The sequence below is a fragment of the Agrobacterium sp. GD03872 genome (assembly GCF_029840625.1).
Classification (GTDB): domain Bacteria; phylum Pseudomonadota; class Alphaproteobacteria; order Rhizobiales; family Rhizobiaceae; genus Agrobacterium; species Agrobacterium fabrum_A.
On record NZ_JAOCCY010000003.1, the window covers coordinates 589,691 to 610,803 of the forward strand.

Below are 21,113 nucleotides of genomic sequence, written 5' to 3' on the forward strand. Positions count from 1 at the left end.
CGAATGGCAAGGCTCATCAGAAGCAGTCCTCGAACAGCTTCTTTGTATTCTCCAGCGTCATCGGCACCGGATTACCGCCGCAGCTCGGATCCTTGATTGCCTCCGCCGTCAGCTCGTCGATACGATCAGGCTTGATGCCCATGGCGGTCAGGTTTTCCGGCACGCCGAGTTCCCTGCGAAGCTCCAGCACATAATCGTAGAAGCCGTCGAAGCCGCCGGAAATGCCGAGATAGGCGGCCGCGCGCGCGATCTTGTCTTCAATGGCGGGGCGATTGAAACGCAGCACCGCCGGCATGACAACGGCGTTAGTCATGCCGTGATGGGTATTGTAGACCGCGCCGATGGGGTGCGACAGGGAATGGATTGCGCCGAGACCCTTCTGGAAGGCGACCGCCCCCATCGCCGCCGCCGCCATCATATTGGTGCGCGCCTCGATATCGGTGCCGTCCTTATAGGCGCGCGGCAGGAATTCCTTGACGAGCCGCAGGCCCTCAAGCGCCACGCCGGCGCTCATCGGATGATAGAAAGGCGACGAATAGGCTTCGAGGCAATGGGCAAAGGCGTCCATACCCGTGCCCGCCGTGATGACCTTCGGCATGCCGACTGTGAGTTCCGGATCGCAGATGACGACGCCCGGCAGCATCTTCGGATGGAAGATGATCTTCTTCACATGGGTCTGCGAATTGGTGATGACGCTGGCGCGTCCGACTTCCGAACCGGTGCCGGCTGTCGTGGGAACCGCAACGATGGGCGCAATCTTCGAGGCGTCCGCCCGCGTCCACCAATCGCCGATATCCTCGAAATCCCAGACCGGACGCGTCTGCCCGGCCATGAAGGCGATGGTCTTGCCAAGATCGAGGCCCGAGCCGCCGCCGAAGGCGACGACGCCGTCATGGCCGCCGTCGCGGTAAACCTTGACGCCGGCTTCCATGTTGATCTCGTTCGGGTTCGGATCGACTTCGGCAAAGATCGCCCGGCCGAGGCCCGCCTCTTCCAGCACATCGAGCGCATGCGCGGTGATCGCCATGTTGGCAAGGCCGCGATCCGTGACAAGCAGCGGCTTTTTGATGCCGAGCGTCTTGCAGGCTTCCGCCAGTTCCTTGATCCGGCCACGGCCAAGCTTGACGGCGGTGGGATAACTCCAGTTGGCGACGATATTCATTTCGTGACTTTCTTCAGATGGTAGGATTTCGGGCGGGTCAGGTTCTGGAAACCGAGGACGGAGAGCGAACCGCCACGGCCGGTTTCCTTCACGCCGGTCCAGCAAAGGGCGGGATCGAGATAATCGGCGCGATTCATGAACACGGTTCCGGTTTCGATCTCGCGGCCGATGCGCCCGGCGCGGGCGGCATCCTGCGTCCAGAGCGAGGCGGTCAGCCCGTATCTGCTGTCATTCATCAGCGCGATGGCTTCATCATCGTTCTTCACTTTCATGATGCCGACGGCCGGGCCGAAGGTTTCTTCGGTCATGAATTCCATCGAGTGATCGACATTGACGAGCACTTGCGGCGCGACATAAGCGCTCTCGCCGTCATCGGCGGGGAAAAGCTTCGGATCGACCAGCGCCTTGGCGCCCTTGGCAACAGCATCGGCGACCTGCGCGCGCACCACCTTGGCGAAGCGCTTGTTGGCCATCGGCCCGAGCGTGGTTTCCTCAACCAGCGGATTGCCGAGCTTGTAGTTGGACACCCAGGCCACAGACTTCTCGACGAATGCGTCATAGAGGTTTTCATTGACGTAGATGCGCTCGATACCGCAGCAGCATTGCCCGGAATTATAGGTCGCGCCATCCATCAGCGTGTCGACGGCGGCGTCGAGATCGGCGTCCTCCATCACGTAACCGGGGTCCTTGCCGCCGAGCTCAAGCCCGAGACCGGTGAAGGTGCCAGCAGCAGCACGCTCGATGGCGCGCCCGCCTTCCACCGAACCGGTGAAATTGACGAAATTGAACAGGCCTTCGGAAATCAGCGCCGAGGTCGTGGCATGGTCGAGGAAGACATTGATGAAGACGTCTTCGGGCACGCCGGCCTCGACAAAAGCCCGCACCATGCGCTCACCGACGAGAAGCGTTTGCGCCGCATGTTTGATGACCACCGTATTGCCGGCCATCAAGGCGGGCGCGACGGTGTTGATCGCCGTCATGTAAGGATAGTTCCACGGCGCGATGACGAAGACCACGCCATGTGCCTCGCGCTCGATGCGGCGCTCGAAATTGCCGCTTTCCTCGATGACGAGCGGCGCCAGCGCATCGGCGGCGATGGAGGCGACATAGTTGGAGCGCTCGTTGAAGCCCTTGAACTCGCCGCCATAACGAACCGGCCGGCCCATCATATGCGCCAGTTCCGGCACCACCTCAGCCACCATTTCGTTGAGGCGGGCGACACCCTTCAGAACCAGCTGAACGCGGTCCTCAAGCGGACGCCGCGCCCAGTCCTTTTGCGCCTTGCGCGCTTTTGAAACGGCGGCGCGCGCCGCCTCCAGCGACATCGCCTCCCGCTCGGCATAAACCGAGCCGTCGATGGGCGAGATATTTTGAATGACAGTCATGCCTCAATAACTCCGGTTCTAACAGGCTAAAGTCTTCACGTGGCCGGCCTCGCCATAGGCCAGAATGACGCGATCGCGCGTCATGATAGTCAAATCATTTTCCCGTGCCGTCGCCATCAGGATTCGGTCGATCGGATCCCTGTGCGCAAGCTGGGGAAGAAAGCAGGATGCGATAAAAATGTCCGCCGTGACGGGATGCTCCCGCACCTCAGCCTCCCGCCTGAAATCGTCATACCAGCGCTTGGCGCTCTTCGTCTCGCTGATCCGGCCCTTCGCGACCAGCATGGCCATTTCCCAGGCCGTCGCGGAAGAGACATAGACATGTCCACCTTCTTCGTAGGCCCGGTTCAGTGCCGCTGACGCCTCCTGCGAGACCGGCTCATCCTGTGACATCCAGATGACGGCGCATGTGTCCAGCAAGAAGCCGTCACTCATTGTAAAGCTTTTCTCCCCATTCAAAATCCATGGGCTCGGTCAGGTCCACATCGGGCATGACGGTGATCGTGCCTTTCATACAGCCGAAGATCGGATGCCCCGACGGAGACGACGTGGCCTGTCGGCTGGTTTCGGATGCGGGACCGGCATAGGGCGCCTGTCCGCTTTCGGAAAATCCGTGTGCGCCACCCCGACGATGAAGGGCGATTTCGCCGACGGGAATGCCGAGATAGTCCGCAATCCTGTCCTGCTCGTCAGCGCTCATATTCCTGTCTCCTTTGAGCATCCGTGTGACAGCACTGCGATCCAGGCCTAAAAAACGCGCCAGATCGCTCTGATTGCCCCCTTTTTCCTGAAGGCGCTGTAAAAACCACAGCGTATCGATTGCGTTTTGCGCCAAGACACGTTTCTCCGTTGTCAATCACGCAACAAATTACCATTCAGCTGCATTTTTTACAACATTTGCACTCACGCCCGTTCAAAGCCACGCGCCACTTCCCAGTCGGTCACGCGGCGGTCGTATTCTTCCTGTTCCCAGCGTCCGGCATGGACGTAATGATCGATCACATCGTCGCCGAAGGCGTTGCGCAGCATTTTCGATCCGTCCAGAAAGGCAGTGGCGTCACGCAGTGTCTTGGGTATCTCGCGCACGTCCTTGCCGCCATAGGCATCGCCGACAAAAGCGGGCTCAAGTTCGAGTTTATTTTCGATGCCGTCAATGCCTGCCGCAAGCAAAGCCGCCATGGCGAGATAGGGATTGAGATCGGAGCCGCCGACGCGGCATTCGATGCGGATGCCCTTGGTGCCTTCGCCGCAGAGGCGATATCCCGCCGTACGGTTGTCGAGGCTCCAGATCGCCTTGGTGGGCGCAAACGTGCCGGCCATGAACCGCTTGTAGGAATTGATATAGGGCGCGAGGAAATAGGTGATCTCGCTGGCATGGGCGAGAAGCCCGGCAACATAATGCCGCATCAGTTCCGACATGCCGTGCTTGGCGTCCTTGTCGAGGAAAGCGGGCGTCTTGCCGTCGGCACTCCACAGCGACTGGTGAATATGCGAGGAACTGCCGGCGGCATTGTAGTTCCACTTGGCGAGGAAGGTCACCGCCTTGCCCTTGGACCACGCAATCTCCTTGGTGGCGTTCTTGATGATGGCGTGCCGGTCGGCCATGGTCAGCGCATCGGCATAACGCACGTTGATTTCCGCCTGACCTGCGGACGCTTCACCCTTGGAATTCTCGACCGGAATACCGGCGCCCTGCAGGCCCTTGCGCAGCGCCCGCATGACATCCTCTTCCTTGGTCGTCTGGAAGATATGGTAATCCTCATTATAGCCGCTGGCGAGGTTCAGGCCCTTGTAACCGTTGGCGCGCGCCGCATCGAAGGTCTGGTCGAACAGGAAGAACTCCAGTTCGGTCGCCATATAGGCCTTCAGCCCCATGGCCTCCAGCCGCGCCACCTGCTTTTTCAACAGCGCGCGCGGCGAATGCGGCACTTCTTCATGGGTGTGATGATCGAGCACGTCACACAGCACCAGCGCCGTGCCTTCCAGCCACGGCACGCGCCGTAGCGTCGAGAGGTCGGGTTTCAGCACATAGTCGCCATAACCCTTTTCCCAGCTGGAGGATTTGTAACCGGGAACGGTTTCCATCTCCATATCGGTGGCAAGCACGTAATTGCAGCTATGGGTTTCCTCAAAGGCGCTTTCAACGAAGAATTCCGCCTGGAACCGTTTGCCCATCAGACGCCCCTGCATGTCGACAAGGCAGGCCAGAACCGTGTCGATGCGCCCCTCGGCGACATCCATTTTAAGCGCGTCGAATGTGTAGCTCGTCATTTTGTCCGTTCCCTTTTATTGTGGCGACCGGGCGGCCGGGATGCGGCCGCCCGTTTTGTTTGAGCATCAGGCCTTTGCAGCCGCTGCGGCAACCGCAGCCTGCTTGTGCTCCAGCGCGAATTCCTCTTCCGGCGACAGGATGAGGCGATGGCGTCCGACAAAGGCGAAATAGGCGATCGCCACGGCGAACCAGATCGCGACCCAGAGCACGCCCTTGCTGAAATTCGGATCCTGGATCTGATAAAGCAGCGTGACGATGGCGATGATGATCGTCAGCACCGCACCCGGAATGCCGAAGGGCGAGCGGAACGGCCGTTCGATATGCGGCAGGTTCTTCCGGAGCAGGATGAAGGAAATCGCCTGCATGATGTAGGAGAACATCGCACCGAACACCGCCATGTTCAAAAGCAAGCTGCCGATGATGCTGCCGCCCTGTTCCGCACCCAGCGCGAACCAGATGACGAGCATGACCGCGAGGCCGACGATGGCGCCGGCAATATTGGCGACATAGGGTGTGCGGTATTTCGAGTGGGTGATCGACAGAACCGTCGGGAAATAACCCGCACGCGACAGCGAATAGATCTGCCGGCCCTGCGCATAAAGGATCGTATGGAAGCTGGCGATCAGGCCGGTCAACGCGACGAGACCGAGCAGCACCACGCCGCCATCGCCGTAGATCGCCTTGAAGCCATCCAGCAGCGGCTCAAGCGAGGAGCCGAGATGGAAGGCGCCGACACCCGGCAGAGACGGATTGAGCAGCACGATCATGAAGGCCGAAACCATCAGCGTGATGACGCCGAGGATGATGCCCTTCGGCATGTCCCGCTTCGGATCGACCGATTCTTCGGCCGCCAGCGGCAATTGTTCGATGGCAAGGAACAGCCAGACCGCGAAAGGCAGCGTGGCGAGAACGCCTGAAAAACCGAAGGGGAAGAACGATCCGCCGCCTTCTGGCAACTCGACCGCCTTGCCATCAGGACCGACGCCGATATTCAGCGCATAACGCGAGAAATCGATATTCGGAATGGCGCTGATCCAGAAGAACACCAGAACACCGAGCGAAATCAGCGTGATGACCAGCGTGACCTTGAAGGAAAGCTCAAGCCCGAAGACATTGAGCGCCAGGAAGATCGCATAGAACCCTATCCACACGAAAGGTGAATAGGCCGGATCAAGCCCCAGAATGGAGTTCATATAGGCCGTAATGAAGGTGACGATAACCGCCGGCGTCAGCACATATTCGACATTTTCGCAAAGGCCGGTGATGAAGCCGCCCCAGGGACCCATCGCCGTGCGGGCGAAGGAATAGGCCGCACCCGTATGCGGCAGGGCCGGGCTCATTTCCGCGATCGAAAAGGTCAGCCCGAGATACATGATGGCGATGATGATGCCCGCCACCAGCATGCCGCCCCAGCCGCCGGTGGAAAATCCGAAATTCCATCCGGAAAAATGCCCTGATATGACAGCCCCGACGCCAAGCGCCCAGAGCGACCACACGCCCGCATAACGGGAAAGTCCGCGTTTTTCGAAATAGGATGCATCAGCCTTCTTGTAGCTGACGCCTGATGATGAACTGTCCATGCCCTTCTCTCCTGATAAGAAAAAAACAAGCCAGTCAGCCATTATTGGCCGATTGTGCCCCAGTATTCGGCATTACGCGGGAGATTTCCCGCGATTGGCCGCACGCACTTGCTGTTCCCTTGCCGCTTTGCGCCTTTCCGGCTTTTTAAATGGCGGCAGTCTCATTGGCGGCCGGCCCCGGTGCTTTCACCATCGGCCGGCCATGGCTCCCTCACTCATCGATCGATGAGAGCGCCTTCCCCATAAGCTCGTGGAGGAAGCCGGCAATGGCCGCCTGCTCTCCCTCATTGGTGATGAGATCGTTGCGGATCTCGATCATGACGTTCAAAAGCCCGTCCGGCAGCGCATGCAGCCGCAGCGTATGCGTCACGCCGTCTTCCGGGCCGTAGGGATCGTTGCGATTGACCGTGAGCGAGGACCCCTCGGCGCCCGCCAGCATCGCATCCGCAAGACGGCTGTCGGTATCGTGCAGGATGCCGATCTCGACCTTGCGGAACCGGCCATGATAAACCGGCGTGAAACTGTGGATGGTCACCACCACCACCTTGCGGCCATCCGCCTGCCGCGCGGCGACGATCTCGCTCACCCGGTCATGAAACGGCACATAAAGCGCCGAGGTGCGGGCGAACCGCTCCGCTTCGCCGAGATCGAAATTGCCGGGAATATCGTAAATCTCGCTTTTCACCGGCATGGCGGAAGCCGATTCGGGCGGCCGGTTGCAATCATAGATCAGACGCGAAAACCGCTGATAAACGAGTGTCGCATCAAGCTTTTCCGAAAGCAGACGGGCAACGGCCAAGGCGCCCGGATCCCAGGCCGCATGGCTTGAAAGCACCTCCGGCGAAAGACCCAATGTGCCGAATTTCTGCGGAATGGTGGCGGAGGCATGTTCACAGACGAGAACGACATCGCCCTTCGCCGCGGCGTTCTCGACAGCAACCGCCTGCCCTTCCGCTTCTGTGAAAAACCGTGAACGCACCGTCATGCACGCACCCCGCCCGGAAAACCCGTTATTCCGCCAATGACGAAAAGAATTCTTCACATTATTGCAAGTGTCAAATGGAATTTTGAAATTATCTCTTCATTTTTTCCATTGACTCGATAGCTGGCGCAGATGTTTATTTTAGCCATGCACCGGCAAAAGACCGGAAGGGGAAAAATTTGCGCAGCACGACGGCGACCGTGTCGGATGTCATCCATGCCCATTACGACGCGCTCACCCGTTCGGAGAAACGGCTGGCGGAGAGCCTGCTCGGCAACTACCCCGTTTCCGGCCTCGGCAGCATCACCACCATCGCCGAAAACGCCGGCGTTTCGACGCCGACGGTGGCGCGCATGGTGCAGAAGCTGGGCTATAAGGGCTATCCGGAATTCCAGGCGCATCTGCATCAGGAGCTGGAAGCGACGATATCGGGCCCGGTTGCGAAACACGACCGCTGGGCCACCAATGCGCCGGGACTGCATATTCTCAACCGCTTCGCCGACGCCATCACCGGCAATCTGCGCGATACGCTGAGCGATCTCGACACCGCCGTCTTCGACAATGCCGCAGCACTGCTCTCGGATCGCAAACGCAGCATCTATTTCGTTGGCGGGCGCATTACCGGTGCGATTGCCGAATATTTCTTCACCCATATGCAGGTGATCCGCCCGAAAACGACGCTGATGTCGTCGAATTCCAGCGCCTGGCCGCAATATATGCTGAACATGAGCGCCGGTGACGTGCTCGTCATCTTCGACATCCGCCGTTACGAGCACGATATGACGACGCTGGCCGAGGTCGCCAAGGCAAACGGCGTCGAGATCATCCTTTTCACCGATCAATGGACATCGCCGGTGGCGCGCCATGCGCTGCACACCTTCCGCGTCAGGATCGAGGCCCCTTCGGCATGGGATTCTTCCGTTGTAACCCTGTTCGTGGTCGAAGCCCTGATTGAAGCGGTACAGAACGGCACATGGGATGAAACCAAGGAACGCATGAATGCGCTGGAAGGGCTGTTCGAACAGACACGGCTGTTCCGCAGGCCGGACAGGACGTGAAACTATATAGCCGGCAACTTGCTTGACGCGGATGCCGCACGCTGATTGGATACCTGTAATCGCTACCAGCACGATAAAACAGGATAAGAGACCAAGCTGGGGAACTTATCTAGCCACCACGGATGACGAAGGGAATCTCCCGCAATTGCAGGCAAAAAAAGCCTGATGATGGCGGAAAACGGGCGTAAAGTGACGGAATCCGGATAAATAAATTGCAATCCAACCGTCACATTAACTTCATCGAGAATCCGTATCAGCGTCCGCAATATGAGAACACGAAGAGGAGAAAAAAGTGATCTCTCACTGCCGCCGACTGCTTGCTACGACCACTGCGCTGGTCATCGCCTCCACCGCCATCGCTGCCGCTGAGCCGAGCGCCGAGCTGATCGCCGCCGCCAAGAAGGAAGGCATGCTCACCACCATCGCCCTGCCGCACGACTGGTGCGGTTACGGCGACGTGATCGCCTCCTTCAAGGCGAAGTATCCGGAAATCACCGTCAACGAACTGAACCCCGACGCCGGCTCCGCCGACGAAGTCGAAGCGGTAAAGGCCAACAAGGATAACAAGGGCCCGCAGGCTCCTGACGTTGTCGACGTCGGTCTCGCCTTCGGCCCGCAGATGAAGGCCGAAGGCCTGCTGCAGCCCTACAAGGTTTCCACCTGGAGCGAAATTCCTGACAACGTCAAGGATCCCGAAGGTTACTGGTACGGCGACTATTACGGCGTCATGTCGATGTTCGTGAACAAGGACCTCGTCAAGAACACGCCGAAGGACTGGGCCGACCTGCTGAAGCCGGAATATTCCGGTCAGGTAGCACTTGCCGGTGACCCGCGCGCTTCCAACCAGGCGATCCTCGGCGTTCTCGCCGCCGGCCTTTCCACCGGCGCGAAATCCGGCAAGGAAGCCGGTGAGGCTGGCCTGAAATACTTCGCCGACCTCAACAAGGCAGGCAACTTCCTGCCCGTTATCGGCAAGGCGGGCACGCTGGCGCAGGGCGCAACCCCGATCATCGTCGCCTGGGACTACAACGCCCTTTCCTGGAAGAAAACGCTGAACGACAACCCGCCGACCGAAGTCGTCGTTCCCGAGAAGGGCGTTCTCGCCGGTGTCTACGTTCAGGGCATTTCCGCTTACGCGCCGCATCCGAACGCTGCCAAGCTTTGGATGGAGCACCTCTATTCCGACGACGGTCAGCTCGGCTGGCTGAAGGGCTATTGCCACCCGATCCGCTTCAACGCCATGGTCAAGGCCGGCAAGGTTCCGCAGGAACTGATCGACAGCCTGCCGCCGGCAGCGGCCTATGAAAAGGCGATCTTCCCGACACTCGAGGAAGTTGATGCCAACAAGGCTGCCGTCACCGGCGGCTGGGACAGCGTCGTCGGCGCGAACGTGAAGTAAACTGTTGAAAACGCACCCCGGCCGATCAAAAAGCCGGGGTGCTTCTTTTATAATAAATACTTTAATAGACAGACCGTTTTGAAAGCGGCGTTTGGGGACAAGGCATGTCATCGACCAACACCGGTGCACCATCCGATGCGGGCAGGAAGCTGCCTCTTCACTGGATAGGTGTCGTACCTTTTGCCGTTTTTGTTCTGCTGTTTCTGCTTCTGCCGACGATGAAGATCGTGATCGGCGCGTTTCAGCGTACCGATGGCAGCTTCACGCTGGAAAACATTGCCGGACTTTTCACCTCTTCCATTCTCGCGGCCTACTGGATTTCAATCAAGATCAGCCTCGCTTCTGCGGCTCTCGGCTGCCTGATCGGCTTTGCCGTCGCCGCTGCCGTGGTGCTGGGCGGCCTGCCGCAGCGCATTCGCGGACCGCTTCTGACCTTTTCGGGCGTCGCCTCGCAATTCGCCGGCGTGCCGCTCGCTTTCGCCTTTATCGCCACGCTCGGCCCGGTCGGCCTGCTCACCGTGTTTCTGAAGACGCAGATCGGCATCGATCTGAGGCTGCTTGGCTTCAACATCCTGTCCTTCTGGGGCCTGACGGTTACCTACCTGTTCTTCCAGATACCGCTGATGATCCTCATCATCACGCCGGCGCTGGACGGGCTAAAGCGCGAATGGCGCGAGGCGGCGGAAATCCTCGGCGCGACCGGCCTGCAATATTGGCGCATGGTGGCCTTCCCCATTCTTTTGCCGTCGCTGCTCGGCACCATGTCGCTACTGTTTGCCAATGCCTTCGGCGCGGTGGCGACCGCAATCGCGCTCACCGGCTCGTCGCTCAACATCGTGCCGATCCTGCTCTTCGCGCAGATCCGTGGTGACGTTCTTGGCAATCCGCATCTCGGATATGCGCTTGCCTTCGGCATGATCGTCGTCACCGGCATCGCCAATGCACTTTATATCTGGCTGCGCGCCCGCAGCGAAAGGTGGCTGAAATGAAGCGGTTCTTCGCCTGGGGCGCGCTGATCTTCGGCCTGCTCTATTTCGCCCTGCCGCTGATCGGCATGACCAACTTCTCGCTGAAAATGCGGCGCGGCGAATATTCCTTCGATGCCTATGCCAAGGTGCTTACCGATCCGCGCTTTCAGGAGACCTTCAGCTATTCCGTGGTGATGGCGCTGTTCACCATCGTCTTCGGCGTTCTGCTTGTCGTGCCCACCGCCTATTGGGTGCGGCTGAAGCTGCCGGGCCTTCGGCCCTATATCGAGTTCATCACGCTTCTGCCGCTGGTCATCCCGGCCATCGTCATCGTCTTCGGTTATATCAGGCTTTATAACACCTCGAGCTGGCTGCCGCTGACGGGCACGACCTTCGGCACCAACCTGCTTTTGATGTTCGGTTATGCCACGCTGGCGCTGCCCTATATGTACCGCGCCGTCGATACTGGCCTCCGAACCATCGATGTCGCCACGCTGACGGAAGCGGCGCAGAGCCTCGGCGCAGGCTGGACGACGATCCTGTCGCGCATCATCCTGCCCAATGTTCTGGTCGCCGTGCTCTCAGGTGCGTTCTTGACCTTCGCCATCGTCATCGGTGAATTCACCATGGCGGCCCTTTTGAACCGCCCGGCCTTCGGTCCCTACATGCAGCTGCTCGGCGCCAATCGCGCCTATGAACCGGCAGCGCTTGCCGTTATTTCCTTCGGCATCACCTGGGGTTGCCTCGGTCTGATCCAACTCGTTTCACGCTACCAGAAGGGCGCGCCTCCCAAGGCCTGAGGACAAGATTTTCATGAGCTTTTTGACACTTAGCAACATCAAGAAATCCTTCGGCTCCGTGCAGGTCGTGCATGATTTCAACATGGCCATCGAAAAGGGCGAATTCGTCTCCTTTCTCGGACCATCGGGCTGCGGCAAGACCACCGTGCTGCGCATGATCGCCGGCTTCGAAACACCGACCGGCGGATCGATCGTCATCAACGGCAAAGACCAGACGGCGCTCAGACCGAACCAGCGCAATATCGGCATGGTGTTCCAGGCCTATGCGCTGTTCCCCAACATGAATGTCTATGAAAACGTCGCCTTCGGGCTCAAAGTCGCCGGCAAGCCGAAAGCCGAGATCGACGCCCGCGTGAAGGAAATGCTCCAGCTCATCCACCTGGAACATCTGGCCGACCGCTACCCCTACCAGATGTCGGGCGGCCAGCAGCAGCGTGTGGCGCTGGCCCGCGCTCTGGCCCCTAAGCCGGAAGTCCTTCTCCTGGACGAGCCGCTCTCCGCGCTCGATGCCAAGATCCGTGTCTCGCTGCGCGAAGAAATCCGCCAGATCCAGCAGAAACTCGGCATCACCACCATTTTCGTGACCCATGATCAGGAAGAGGCCCTGTCGATTTCCGACCGCATCGTCGTCATGAATGCCGGCCGCGCCGACCAGATCGGTTCGCCTTTCGATATCTACAACAAACCATCGACCCGTTTTGTCGCCTCCTTCGTCGGCACGCTGAACCTCATCGACGCCACCGTGGTCGATTCCTCGTCCAACACCATCCGTGTCGGAGAGCAGCAGATCACCCTGCCCAAGCCGGTCGATGCGGCCAATGGTGAAAAAATCACGCTCGCGCTTCGACCGGAAGCCGGTTCGCTCGGTCATGACGCGAAAGGCGATGTCGCCATTTCCGGCCTCGTCACCTCCAGCCAGTTCCTCGGCTCCGTCATCCGCACCCGGCTCGATCTTGGCGGTTCCACCCTGTCTTTCGACATGTTCAACGATCCCGGCACAGCACCGCCCGCCGTCGGCGAACAGGTGACGCTGAAATTCGCAGCCGGCGACCTGATGCTCATCAAGGACTGAATCACCTTTCCAGGTGCAAAACCGCTTCGCCCATTTGCTGGAAATGGTAGAGCAGGTATGACTTCGAACCTGCATGCCAATAATGTGAGGCCATGATGCGCGCGCTTTATTACGAACGTTTCGGCGAGACCCCTGTCGTTGCGTCCCTTCCCGATCCGGAACCCACCGATGGCGGCGTGGTCATCGCGGTAAAGGCGACCGGCCTCTGCCGCAGCGACTGGCATGGCTGGATGGGACATGACCCGGATATCCGCCTGCCGCATGTTCCCGGCCACGAATTCGCAGGCGTGATCGCCGCTGTCGGCAAAAACGTCACCCGCTTCAAGACTGGCGACCGTGTCACCGTGCCTTTCGTCTCCGGCTGCGGCCATTGCCATGAGTGCCGTTCCGGCAACCAGCAGGTCTGCGAGGCGCAGTTCCAGCCCGGCTTCACCCATTGGGGCTCCTTCGCCGAATATGTCGCCATCGATTATGCCGATCAGAACCTCGTGCACCTGCCTGATACGATGAGTTACGCCACCGCCGCCGGCCTCGGCTGCCGTTTCGCCACCTCCTTCCGGGCCGTGACCGATCAGGGACGCCTGAAGGGCGGTGAATGGCTGGCGGTGCATGGCTGCGGCGGCGTCGGCCTCTCCGCCATCATGATCGGCGCTGGCCTCGGCGCACAGGTCGTCGCCATCGACATCGCCGAAGACAAGCTGGAACTCGCCCGGCAGCTCGGCGCGACCGCGACGATCAACAGCCGCGCGGTTGCCGATGTTGCCGAGGCGGTTCGTGAGGTAACCGGCGGCGGCGCACATGTCTCCGTCGACGCGCTGGGCCACCCGCAAACCTGCTGCAATTCCATCAGCAATCTGCGCCGGCGCGGACGCCATGTGCAGGTGGGGCTGATGCTGGCCGATCACGCCATGCCCGCCATCCCCATGGCGCGGGTGATCGCGCATGAGCTGGAGATCTATGGCAGCCACGGCATGCAGGCATGGCGTTACGAGGACATGCTGGCGATGATCGAAAGCGGCAGGCTTGCGCCGGAAAAGCTGATCGGCCGCCACATCACGCTTTCCGAGGCGGCTACCGCCCTGCCCGCCATGGACAGCTTCAGGGAAAGCGGCATCAGCATCATCGACCGGTTCGAATAACCGTCCGGTCGTGGCCATTCATTCTCCGCGTCAGACGTTCCTGCGTCCAAAGGCCCGGACCGGAGCGTCTGACCGGGAAGATGCCTGCGCGGCCGACGGCGTCGGGCTGCGTGCGGCATGATCGGTGTCGCTCCATTGCCGATTTACCAATTTCTTCTTGCGAACCTCAAGCGGCGTGGAAACAGCCTCATCTGAACCAATGGCGGCGGGGGTCGTCAATGCTCGCATCATCCAGCGCATGACATTCAACCCCTTGTGGATGAGCACGGAAAGACCGAGCACCCCCACAGCGATGAAAATAACGAGGCCCCAGCCCGTGACGCCGGCGCCGGTGCCGCGCGACGCCTGTTCCATACGATGTTTGGTCGTCGGATCAAAACCGAGCATCGCCTTCAGCCTGGCAATATCCGTATCGCTGAGTTTGCTGTAGCGGTCGCCATGATAGAGAACGTAAGCATTGCCATTGCTGCTGTTCAGATAACCGAGATCGAACGCTTTTCCCTCGCGAAGGAAAGCCGGATTGTCCGGCAAATCATAGACAAGGTCGATCGTCTCACCGCCACCAAACCCGGGAATGGCGAAAAACCGTGCCTTCCGGGCCTCCGCCTGACCGATGAACGCCAGAGAGAACAGCATGACGGCAGAAAATAGCGCAATATAGTTCATCCATTCCCCACAGCAGCAACGAGAATGAGTGACGATTGCCATGAGTGTATTAATTATAAGTATATCCTGAAAATAATACTTTATTAGCGCAGAAATAATCCACCAGAAATGAGAAATAGAATTATTTATACATATATTACATATTGTAATTTTATTGCACTCTAAACAATCGCACGAATCGATGTCGGGAGGTTGACGCCGACATCACGCACCACGTTAAACTCCAGATACAATCACCCGCTTCAGGCTTGATGATGAGCCACGGCGCAACACCTCCGAACAGGACGGATTATTGGCAAGGAACGCGACATGCTGTTTCTCGACAGCGTAACCATGAAAGACACCCCGGACGGAAGAGATGGTTATCCCTTCTCCGTTCCGGCGCTGCGCCATCTGGAGCGCCTCGAATTCAAGACGCCGATCACCTTTTTTGCCGGCAATAACGGCTCCGGCAAATCGACGCTGCTGGAAGGGCTGGCGGCCGGAATGACGGCCTATGCCATCGGCAATCACGGCCAGGTTGCCGGCGATCTCTACCTTCAGCATGCCGAAACCGTGGCGAAATCCTTCTATTTCGCCCGCAAGAAATATCCGAAAATCCGCATGTTCATGCGCGCGGAAGACGTGCTTGGTTATATTCGCCGGCAGAACGAGGACGCGCTGGACGATTTTCGCTGGGAGCGGGAAAAGGCCCTCAAGAATGGTGAAGACTTTCCGGAAGAAACCCCGGATACGTTTCGCAGGATAGTCAGGAACAATGTCATCGACCGGCGTTCGCATGGCGAAGGATTTCTCGATATCATGCAACAGCGGCTGCATGGCGCCGGCCTCTATTTTCTCGACGAACCGGAAAGCCCGCTTTCACCGCAAAAACAGCTCGAACTGGCAGCCCTTATCCGCGACGCCGCCGATGGTGGCGGGCAATTGATCATCGCCACCCATTCGCCGGTGCTTCTGGCTATCCCCGAAGCGACGATCTATCATTTCGACGCTGATGGCATCACCGAGCGCCTCTATGACGAGCTGGAAAACATCAGTTTCCTGCGCCGCTTCCTCGACCATCCGTCGAAATACCTGAGCGATTGAGCATGGATAAGGCTTGAAATCGCGCCGCGCTTGCCGCATGCCCATAAGTAATACGTAATTTAGAAAAGAAGCAGCCTCATGTCTCCCACCACCACACCGGCGGCAGCCCGACCCCTCAACGGTCAGGATTACAGAACTCTTGGCCTTTCGGCCCTCGGCGGCGCGCTGGAATTTTACGATTTCATCATTTTCGTATTTTTCGCCACCGTCATTGGCCATCTGTTTTTCCCGCCGGAAATGCCGGACTGGCTGGTGATGATCCAGACTTTCGGCATCTTCGCCGCCGGATATCTGGTGCGGCCGCTGGGCGGCATCGTGCTGGCGCATTATGGCGACCGTTACGGCCGCAAGCGCGTCTTCGCCTTCTCGATCCTGCTGATGGCGCTCTCGACGCTGGGCATGGCACTGATGCCGACCTATGCCACCATCGGCGTGGCCGCCCCCATCCTGCTCATCATCCTGCGCATGCTGCAGGGTGCCGCCATCGGCGGTGAAGTGCCGGGCGCTTGGACCTTCGTTGCCGAACATGTACCCTTCCGCCGCGTTGGCCTCGCCTGCGGCTTCCTCACATCCGGCCTTTCCTTCGGCATCATGCTGGGTTCGCTGATCGCCTTCGCCATCAACTCGCTCTTTTCGCCGGAAGACGTGGCCGGTTACGCCTGGCGCATTCCCTTCCTGCTCGGCGGCATTTTCGGCCTGATCGCCGTTTATCTGCGCCGCTGGCTGGAAGAAACGCCGATCTTCATGGAGATGAAGAAGTCGAAATCGCTGACGGACAAGTTGCCGCTCGGGCTGGTGCTGAAGCACCATATGCGCGGCGTGGTCATTTCCGCCCTGCTGACCTGGGTTCTCTCGGCGGCCATTGTCGTCACGACGCTGATGACGGCCACCTTCCTGCAGAAGCTCTACGGTTATACCCCGACACAGGCGCTGGCCGGCACCAGCTTCGGCACGCTGTTCCTGATCTTTGGCGTCATCATCGCCGGCGCGCTGATTGACCGCGTCGGCTCCGGCATCTTCTTCATGGGGGCGAGCATCTTCTTCGGCATCGCCACCTTCACCTTCTACAGCTATGCCGGCACATCGCTTCAAACCATGTTTGTGCTCTACGGCGTCATGGGCCTGTCGGTCGGCATGGCGGGTGCGGTGCCCTATGTCATGGTCCGCGCCTTCCCGGCCTCGGTGCGCTTCTCCGGCCTCTCCTTCGCCTATAACGTCTCCTATGCCGTCTTCGGCGGGCTGACGCCGATTGGCGTGACCACGGCGCTCGCTATCAACCCCATGGCCCATGCCTGGTATCTGGTCTTCATCGCCGTCCTCGCCTTCGCGATCGGCCTCTATCTCTATCTGCGTGGCAGCGAGGTCGAGAGCCATGTCGGCATCGAGGAACTGGCGGCATTGAGGTCGTAAGACGGTATAAAGGCGCGCGAATCCTACGCTTTCGCAAACCTCTCCAGATACCCGACGTCATCCTCGGGCTTGACCCGAGGATCCATTGATTTCAGGTGGTTATGGATCCTCGGGTCAAGCCCGAGGATGACGAAACAGAGGTCGCAGCAATGTTGAGCAGTGGCAACGTCCGCGCTCCAATGCAAAAGCGTGAGGCGCGAAACCTCACGCCGCGCTGTCGATTTCCTCCGCGCCGTTCGTCGGCACGTAGTTGAGGACAGGACCGAGCCAGCGCTCCACCTCTTCCACCGGCATGTCCTTACGGCGCGCATAATCGAGAACCTGATCGCGCTCCACCTTGGCGACACCGAAATAATAGCTCTCGGGATGGCCGATATAGATGCCGGAGACGGAGGAGCCCGGCCACATGGCGTAGCTTTCCGTCAGTTCCACACCCGCCGCATTGGTGGCGTCGAGCAGGGCGAACAGCGTCTTCTTTTCGGTATGGTCGGGCTGGGCCGGATAGCCGGGCGCCGGGCGAATGCCGGCATAGGCCTCGCCAATCAACTCCTCGCCGGCAAAAGCCTCGTCCGGCGCATAACCCCAGAACTCCTTGCGCACCCGCTCATGCATGCGCTCGGCAAAGGCTTCCGCGAAACGGTCGGCCAGCGCCTTGACGAGAATAGACGAATAATCGTCATTGGCCCGCTCGAAGCGCTCGGCAATCGCCACTTCCTCGATACCCGCCGTCACCACGAAGCCACCGACATAATCGGCAACACCGCTATCGACAGGCGCGACGAAATCCGACAGCGCAACATTCGGGCGACCGTCGCGTTTGGAAAGCTGCTGGCGCAGCGTGAAGAAGGTCGCCAGCTCTTCGCCGCGGCTTTCATCCGTAAACAGCCTAATATCGTCACCCACGGCGTTGGCCGGCCAGAAGCCGATCACCGCCCGCGGCCGGAACCAGTTTTCCTCGATGATCTTCTTCAGCATCGCCTGCGCATCGCTGTAAAGCTGCCGCGCCGCCTCGCCCTGCTTTTCGTCATCGAGAATGGCCGGGAAACGACCCTTCAATTCCCAGGTCTGGAAGAACGGCGTCCAGTCGATGTAGCGGGAAAGCTCTTCAAGATCGTAAGTCTCGAACACCCTGGTGCCGAAGAATTGCGGCTTGACGGCGCTATAGGCCGACCAGTCGATCTTGTGCGCATTCTCGCGGGCGCGGGAAAGCGGCAGGCGCTGCTTTTCGCGCTCATTGCGGGCATGCGCCTCCGCCACCTTGGCGTATTCGCTGCGAATACCGTCGATATAAGCGGGCTTCTGTTCGGCGGACAGAAGCGCCGACACGACGCCCACCGCACGCGAGGCGTCGGTGACATAGATTGCCTGTCCCGCCTCGTAACGCGGATGGATTTTCACCGCCGTATGCACACGGCTCGTCGTTGCGCCACCGATCAGCAGCGGGATGTCGAAACCCTGCCGCTCCATTTCGGCCGCCACATGCACCATCTCGTCCAGCGACGGGGTGATGAGGCCGGAAAGGCCGATCACATCCACCTTTTCGGCAATCGCCGTTTCAAGGATTTTCGTCGTCGGCACCATGACGCCGAGATCGATGATCTCATAATTGTTGCAGGCGAGAACGACGCCGACAATGTTCTTGCCGATATCGTGCACATCGCCCTTCACGGTCGCCATCAGCACCTTGCCGGCGGCGCTGCGCTCGGACCCGCCATTCAGGCGTTTTTCCTCTTCCATGTAAGGAAGCAGCACGGCCACCGCCTGCTTCATCACACGGGCGGATTTCACCACCTGCGGCAGGAACATTTTGCCCGAACCGAAGAGGTCGCCGACCACGTTCATGCCGGCCATCAGCGGCCCTTCGATGACGTGCAATGGACGCTCTGCCTTCTGGCGCGCCTCTTCCGTATCGGCCTCGATATATTCGGTAATGCCGTTGACCAGCGCATGCTCCAGCCGCTTCTCGACCGGCAGTTCGCGCCATGAAAGGTCCTGAACCTTGGTATCCTTGGCGCCCGTGCCACGGAAACGCTCCGCCACTTCAAGCAAACGCTCGGTCGCATCGTCGCGACGGTTCAGCACCACGTCCTCGCAGGCCTCACGCAGTTCCGGATCGATATTGTCGTAAACCGCAAGCTGCCCGGCATTGACGATGCCCATATCCATGCCGACCTGAATGGCATGGTAGAGGAACACGGCATGCATCGCCTCACGCACCGGCTCATTGCCGCGGAAGGAGAAGGACAGGTTGGAAACGCCGCCGGAAATATGCGTGAGCGGCATGGTTTCGCGGATGGTTCTAGTGGCCTGAATGAAATCCACGCCGTAATTATTGTGCTCCTCGATGCCGGTCGCAACGGCAAAGACGTTGGGATCAAAGATGATGTCTTCCGGCGACAGGCCCGCCTTCTCGGTCAAGAGCTTGTAGGCGCGCGAGCAGATCTCGACCTTGCGCTCGTAAGTATCGGCCTGCCCGACCTCATCGAAGGCCATGACCACGACCGCCGCACCGTAATTATGGACGAGCCGCGCCTGCTGGAGAAACTTCTCCTCGCCTTCCTTCAGCGAAATGGAATTGACGATCGATTTGCCCTGAACGCATTTCAGGCCGGCCTCGATGATCTCGAACTTGGATGAGTCGATCATCACAGGCACGCGGGCAATGTCAGGTTCGGCGGCGATGAGGTTCAGGAACTCCACCATCGCCTTTTCGGAATCGATCAGGCCCTCATCCATATTGATGTCGATGATCTGCGCACCGTTTTCCACCTGGTCGCGGGCGACAGCCAGAGCCGCCGTATAATCACCGGCGGTGATGAGCTTGCGGAAGCGGGCCGAGCCGGTGACGTTGGTGCGTTCGCCGACATTGACGAAGGGAATGTCCTTGGTCAGCACGAAAGGCTCGAGGCCCGAAAGCGACATGAAGGGCTTGTGCTCGGGAATTTCGCGCGGCTTGTAGCCTTTGACAGCCTCCGCAATCGCCCGGATATGCTCCGGCGTGGAACCGCAGCAGCCGCCGACGATGTTGACGAGACCGTCGCGGACAAAACCCTGAACCTGACGCGCCATCATCTCGGGCGTTTCGTCATACTGGCCGAATTCATTCGGCAGGCCGGCATTCGGATAGGCGCAGACGAAGGTATCGGCGACGTCAGACAGTTCCTGAAGATGCGGACGCATGGCGTCGGCACCCAGCGCGCAGTTCAGGCCGATGGTGAAGGGGTTGGCGTGGCGCACCGAGTTCCAGAAGGCCGAAGGCGTCTGGCCGGAAAGCGTGCGGCCGGAAAGATCGGTAATCGTGCCCGAGATCATCACCGGCAGGCGGATGCCCTTGGCCTCGAAACGCTCCTCGCAGGCGAAGATCGCCGCCTTGGCGTTCAGCGTATCGAAGATCGTCTCGATCAGGATAATGTCGGCCCCGCCGTCGATCAGGCCATCGATCTGCTCGCCATAGGCGATACGCAGATCGTCGAAGCTGACGGCGCGATAACCGGGATTGTTGACGTCAGGCGAAATGGAGGCCGTGCGGTTTGTCGGGCCGATGGCGCCGGCCACGAAACGGCGGCGGCCATCTTCGCGCTCGGCGCGCTGGGCGGCGCGGCGGACAATCGCGGCACCTTCGCGGTTGAGGTCGTAGACGGCGTTTTCCATCTCGTAATCGGCCTGCGCGATACGCGTCGACGAAAACGTGTTGGTTTCGAGAATATCCGCACCCGCCATGGCGTAGCGATAGTGGATATCCTCGATAGCGTCCGGCTGGGTCAGGATCAGAAGGTCGTTATTGCCCTTCTGGTGACAGGCGCAGCCGATAAAACGATCGCCACGAAAATGGTCTTCGTCAAAACCCAGCCCCTGGATCTGCGTGCCCATGGCGCCATCGAGAATGAGGATGCGTTCGCTGGCGGCTTCGCGCAGCGCCTTGAAAATTTCCGCGCCGTCGCGCTTTGCCCCTTCAGGGCCAAACAGGTCGTCAAACACGGGCATACTCCTCATTTCGATTTGCAAGATCGCAAGCCGTCAAGTCACATAAAGATATGTTTATGTCAATATATCTTCAAGGGACAGACATGGCTTTGCGTCGTTGCGGCAGACTACGAAATTTCACTGACAGATGACAGGTTTATACGGCAAGGA

The 21,113-nt window shown here is 59.6% G+C and carries 17 protein-coding genes; 8 read left to right on the forward strand and 9 right to left on the reverse strand.

Translation table 11 applies throughout. The annotated features are described in order from the left end of the window. Positions 1-16: 16 nt before the first annotated feature. From N5D22_RS10565 to N5D22_RS10595, 7 genes are all read right to left on the reverse strand, one after another. Positions 17-1,162 (reverse strand): iron-containing alcohol dehydrogenase, encoded by a 1,146-nt coding sequence (locus N5D22_RS10565; RefSeq protein ID WP_279656321.1) that lies wholly within the window; start codon positions 1,160-1,162, stop codon positions 17-19. After that, positions 1,159-2,547: an aldehyde dehydrogenase family protein gene (locus N5D22_RS10570; RefSeq protein ID WP_279656322.1), complete on the reverse strand. Its 1,389-nt coding sequence runs from the start codon at positions 2,545-2,547 to the stop codon at positions 1,159-1,161. The genes N5D22_RS10565 and N5D22_RS10570 overlap by 4 nt, the downstream gene beginning before the upstream one ends. Before the next feature lie 18 nt (positions 2,548-2,565). Beyond that, positions 2,566-2,982, reverse strand: a complete 417-nt coding sequence (locus N5D22_RS10575) for a PIN domain-containing protein (RefSeq protein WP_279656323.1) — start codon at positions 2,980-2,982, stop codon at positions 2,566-2,568. Then, positions 2,975-3,403 (reverse strand): helix-turn-helix transcriptional regulator, encoded by a 429-nt coding sequence (locus N5D22_RS10580; protein ID WP_347881376.1) that lies wholly within the window; start codon positions 3,401-3,403, stop codon positions 2,975-2,977. The genes N5D22_RS10575 and N5D22_RS10580 overlap by 8 nt, the downstream gene beginning before the upstream one ends. 47 nt (positions 3,404-3,450) lie before the next feature. Continuing rightward, entirely contained in the window at positions 3,451-4,818 is a 1,368-nt protein-coding gene (locus N5D22_RS10585) for a glutamine synthetase family protein (RefSeq protein WP_003494807.1), read from the reverse strand. Positions 4,819-4,884: 66 nt separating this feature from the next. Continuing rightward, entirely contained in the window at positions 4,885-6,399 is a 1,515-nt protein-coding gene (locus N5D22_RS10590) for an amino acid permease (protein ID WP_279656325.1), read from the reverse strand. A gap of 211 nt (positions 6,400-6,610) precedes the next feature. After that, the gene (locus N5D22_RS10595; protein ID WP_279656326.1) at positions 6,611-7,384 is read right to left on the reverse strand and encodes an N-formylglutamate amidohydrolase; all 774 of its coding nucleotides are present in this window, start codon (positions 7,382-7,384) and stop codon (positions 6,611-6,613) included. A gap of 176 nt (positions 7,385-7,560) precedes the next feature. Between N5D22_RS10595 and N5D22_RS10600 the strand changes: the two genes are divergently transcribed. The 6 genes from N5D22_RS10600 (at position 7,561) to N5D22_RS10625 (ending at position 13,817) form a co-directional block, all read left to right on the forward strand. After that, on the forward strand, positions 7,561-8,439 hold the full coding sequence (locus N5D22_RS10600; protein WP_279656327.1) for a MurR/RpiR family transcriptional regulator: 879 nt from the start codon (positions 7,561-7,563) through the stop codon (positions 8,437-8,439). A gap of 292 nt (positions 8,440-8,731) precedes the next feature. After that, entirely contained in the window at positions 8,732-9,838 is a 1,107-nt protein-coding gene (locus tag N5D22_RS10605; RefSeq protein WP_279656328.1) for an ABC transporter substrate-binding protein, read from the forward strand. Between the two features lie 104 nt (positions 9,839-9,942). Further along, positions 9,943-10,827, forward strand: coding sequence for an ABC transporter permease subunit (locus tag N5D22_RS10610; protein WP_279656329.1), 885 nt, complete (start codon positions 9,943-9,945; stop codon positions 10,825-10,827). Next, positions 10,824-11,606, forward strand: coding sequence for an ABC transporter permease (locus tag N5D22_RS10615; protein ID WP_279656330.1), 783 nt, complete (start codon positions 10,824-10,826; stop codon positions 11,604-11,606). Before N5D22_RS10610 ends, N5D22_RS10615 begins: the two co-directional genes overlap by 4 nt. A gap of 13 nt (positions 11,607-11,619) precedes the next feature. Further along, a complete protein-coding gene (locus tag N5D22_RS10620; protein ID WP_279656331.1) occupies positions 11,620-12,678 on the forward strand; it encodes an ABC transporter ATP-binding protein in 1,059 nt (352 codons plus the stop codon). A 95-nt stretch (positions 12,679-12,773) separates the two neighbouring features. Beyond that, positions 12,774-13,817, forward strand: a complete 1,044-nt coding sequence (locus N5D22_RS10625; RefSeq protein ID WP_279656332.1) for a zinc-dependent alcohol dehydrogenase family protein — start codon at positions 12,774-12,776, stop codon at positions 13,815-13,817. A gap of 30 nt (positions 13,818-13,847) precedes the next feature. Here N5D22_RS10625 and N5D22_RS10630 read toward each other — a convergent pair whose 3' ends face one another. After that, a complete protein-coding gene (locus N5D22_RS10630) occupies positions 13,848-14,483 on the reverse strand; it encodes a hypothetical protein (RefSeq protein WP_279656333.1) in 636 nt (211 codons plus the stop codon). A gap of 309 nt (positions 14,484-14,792) precedes the next feature. Between N5D22_RS10630 and N5D22_RS10635 the strand changes: the two genes are divergently transcribed. Together N5D22_RS10635 and N5D22_RS10640 are read left to right on the forward strand one after the other, a co-directional pair. After that, positions 14,793-15,569 carry an AAA family ATPase gene (locus N5D22_RS10635; RefSeq protein ID WP_279656334.1) on the forward strand — a complete coding sequence of 259 codons (777 nt, stop codon included), beginning with the start codon at positions 14,793-14,795 and terminating at the stop codon, positions 15,567-15,569. 78 nt (positions 15,570-15,647) lie between these two features. Next, entirely contained in the window at positions 15,648-16,979 is a 1,332-nt protein-coding gene (locus tag N5D22_RS10640; protein ID WP_279656336.1) for an MFS transporter, read from the forward strand. Positions 16,980-17,183: 204 nt separating this feature from the next. Here N5D22_RS10640 and metH read toward each other — a convergent pair whose 3' ends face one another. After that, positions 17,184-20,957, reverse strand: coding sequence for a methionine synthase (gene metH / locus N5D22_RS10645; RefSeq protein ID WP_279656337.1), 3,774 nt, complete (start codon positions 20,955-20,957; stop codon positions 17,184-17,186). Between the last annotated feature and the right edge of the window lie 156 nt (positions 20,958-21,113).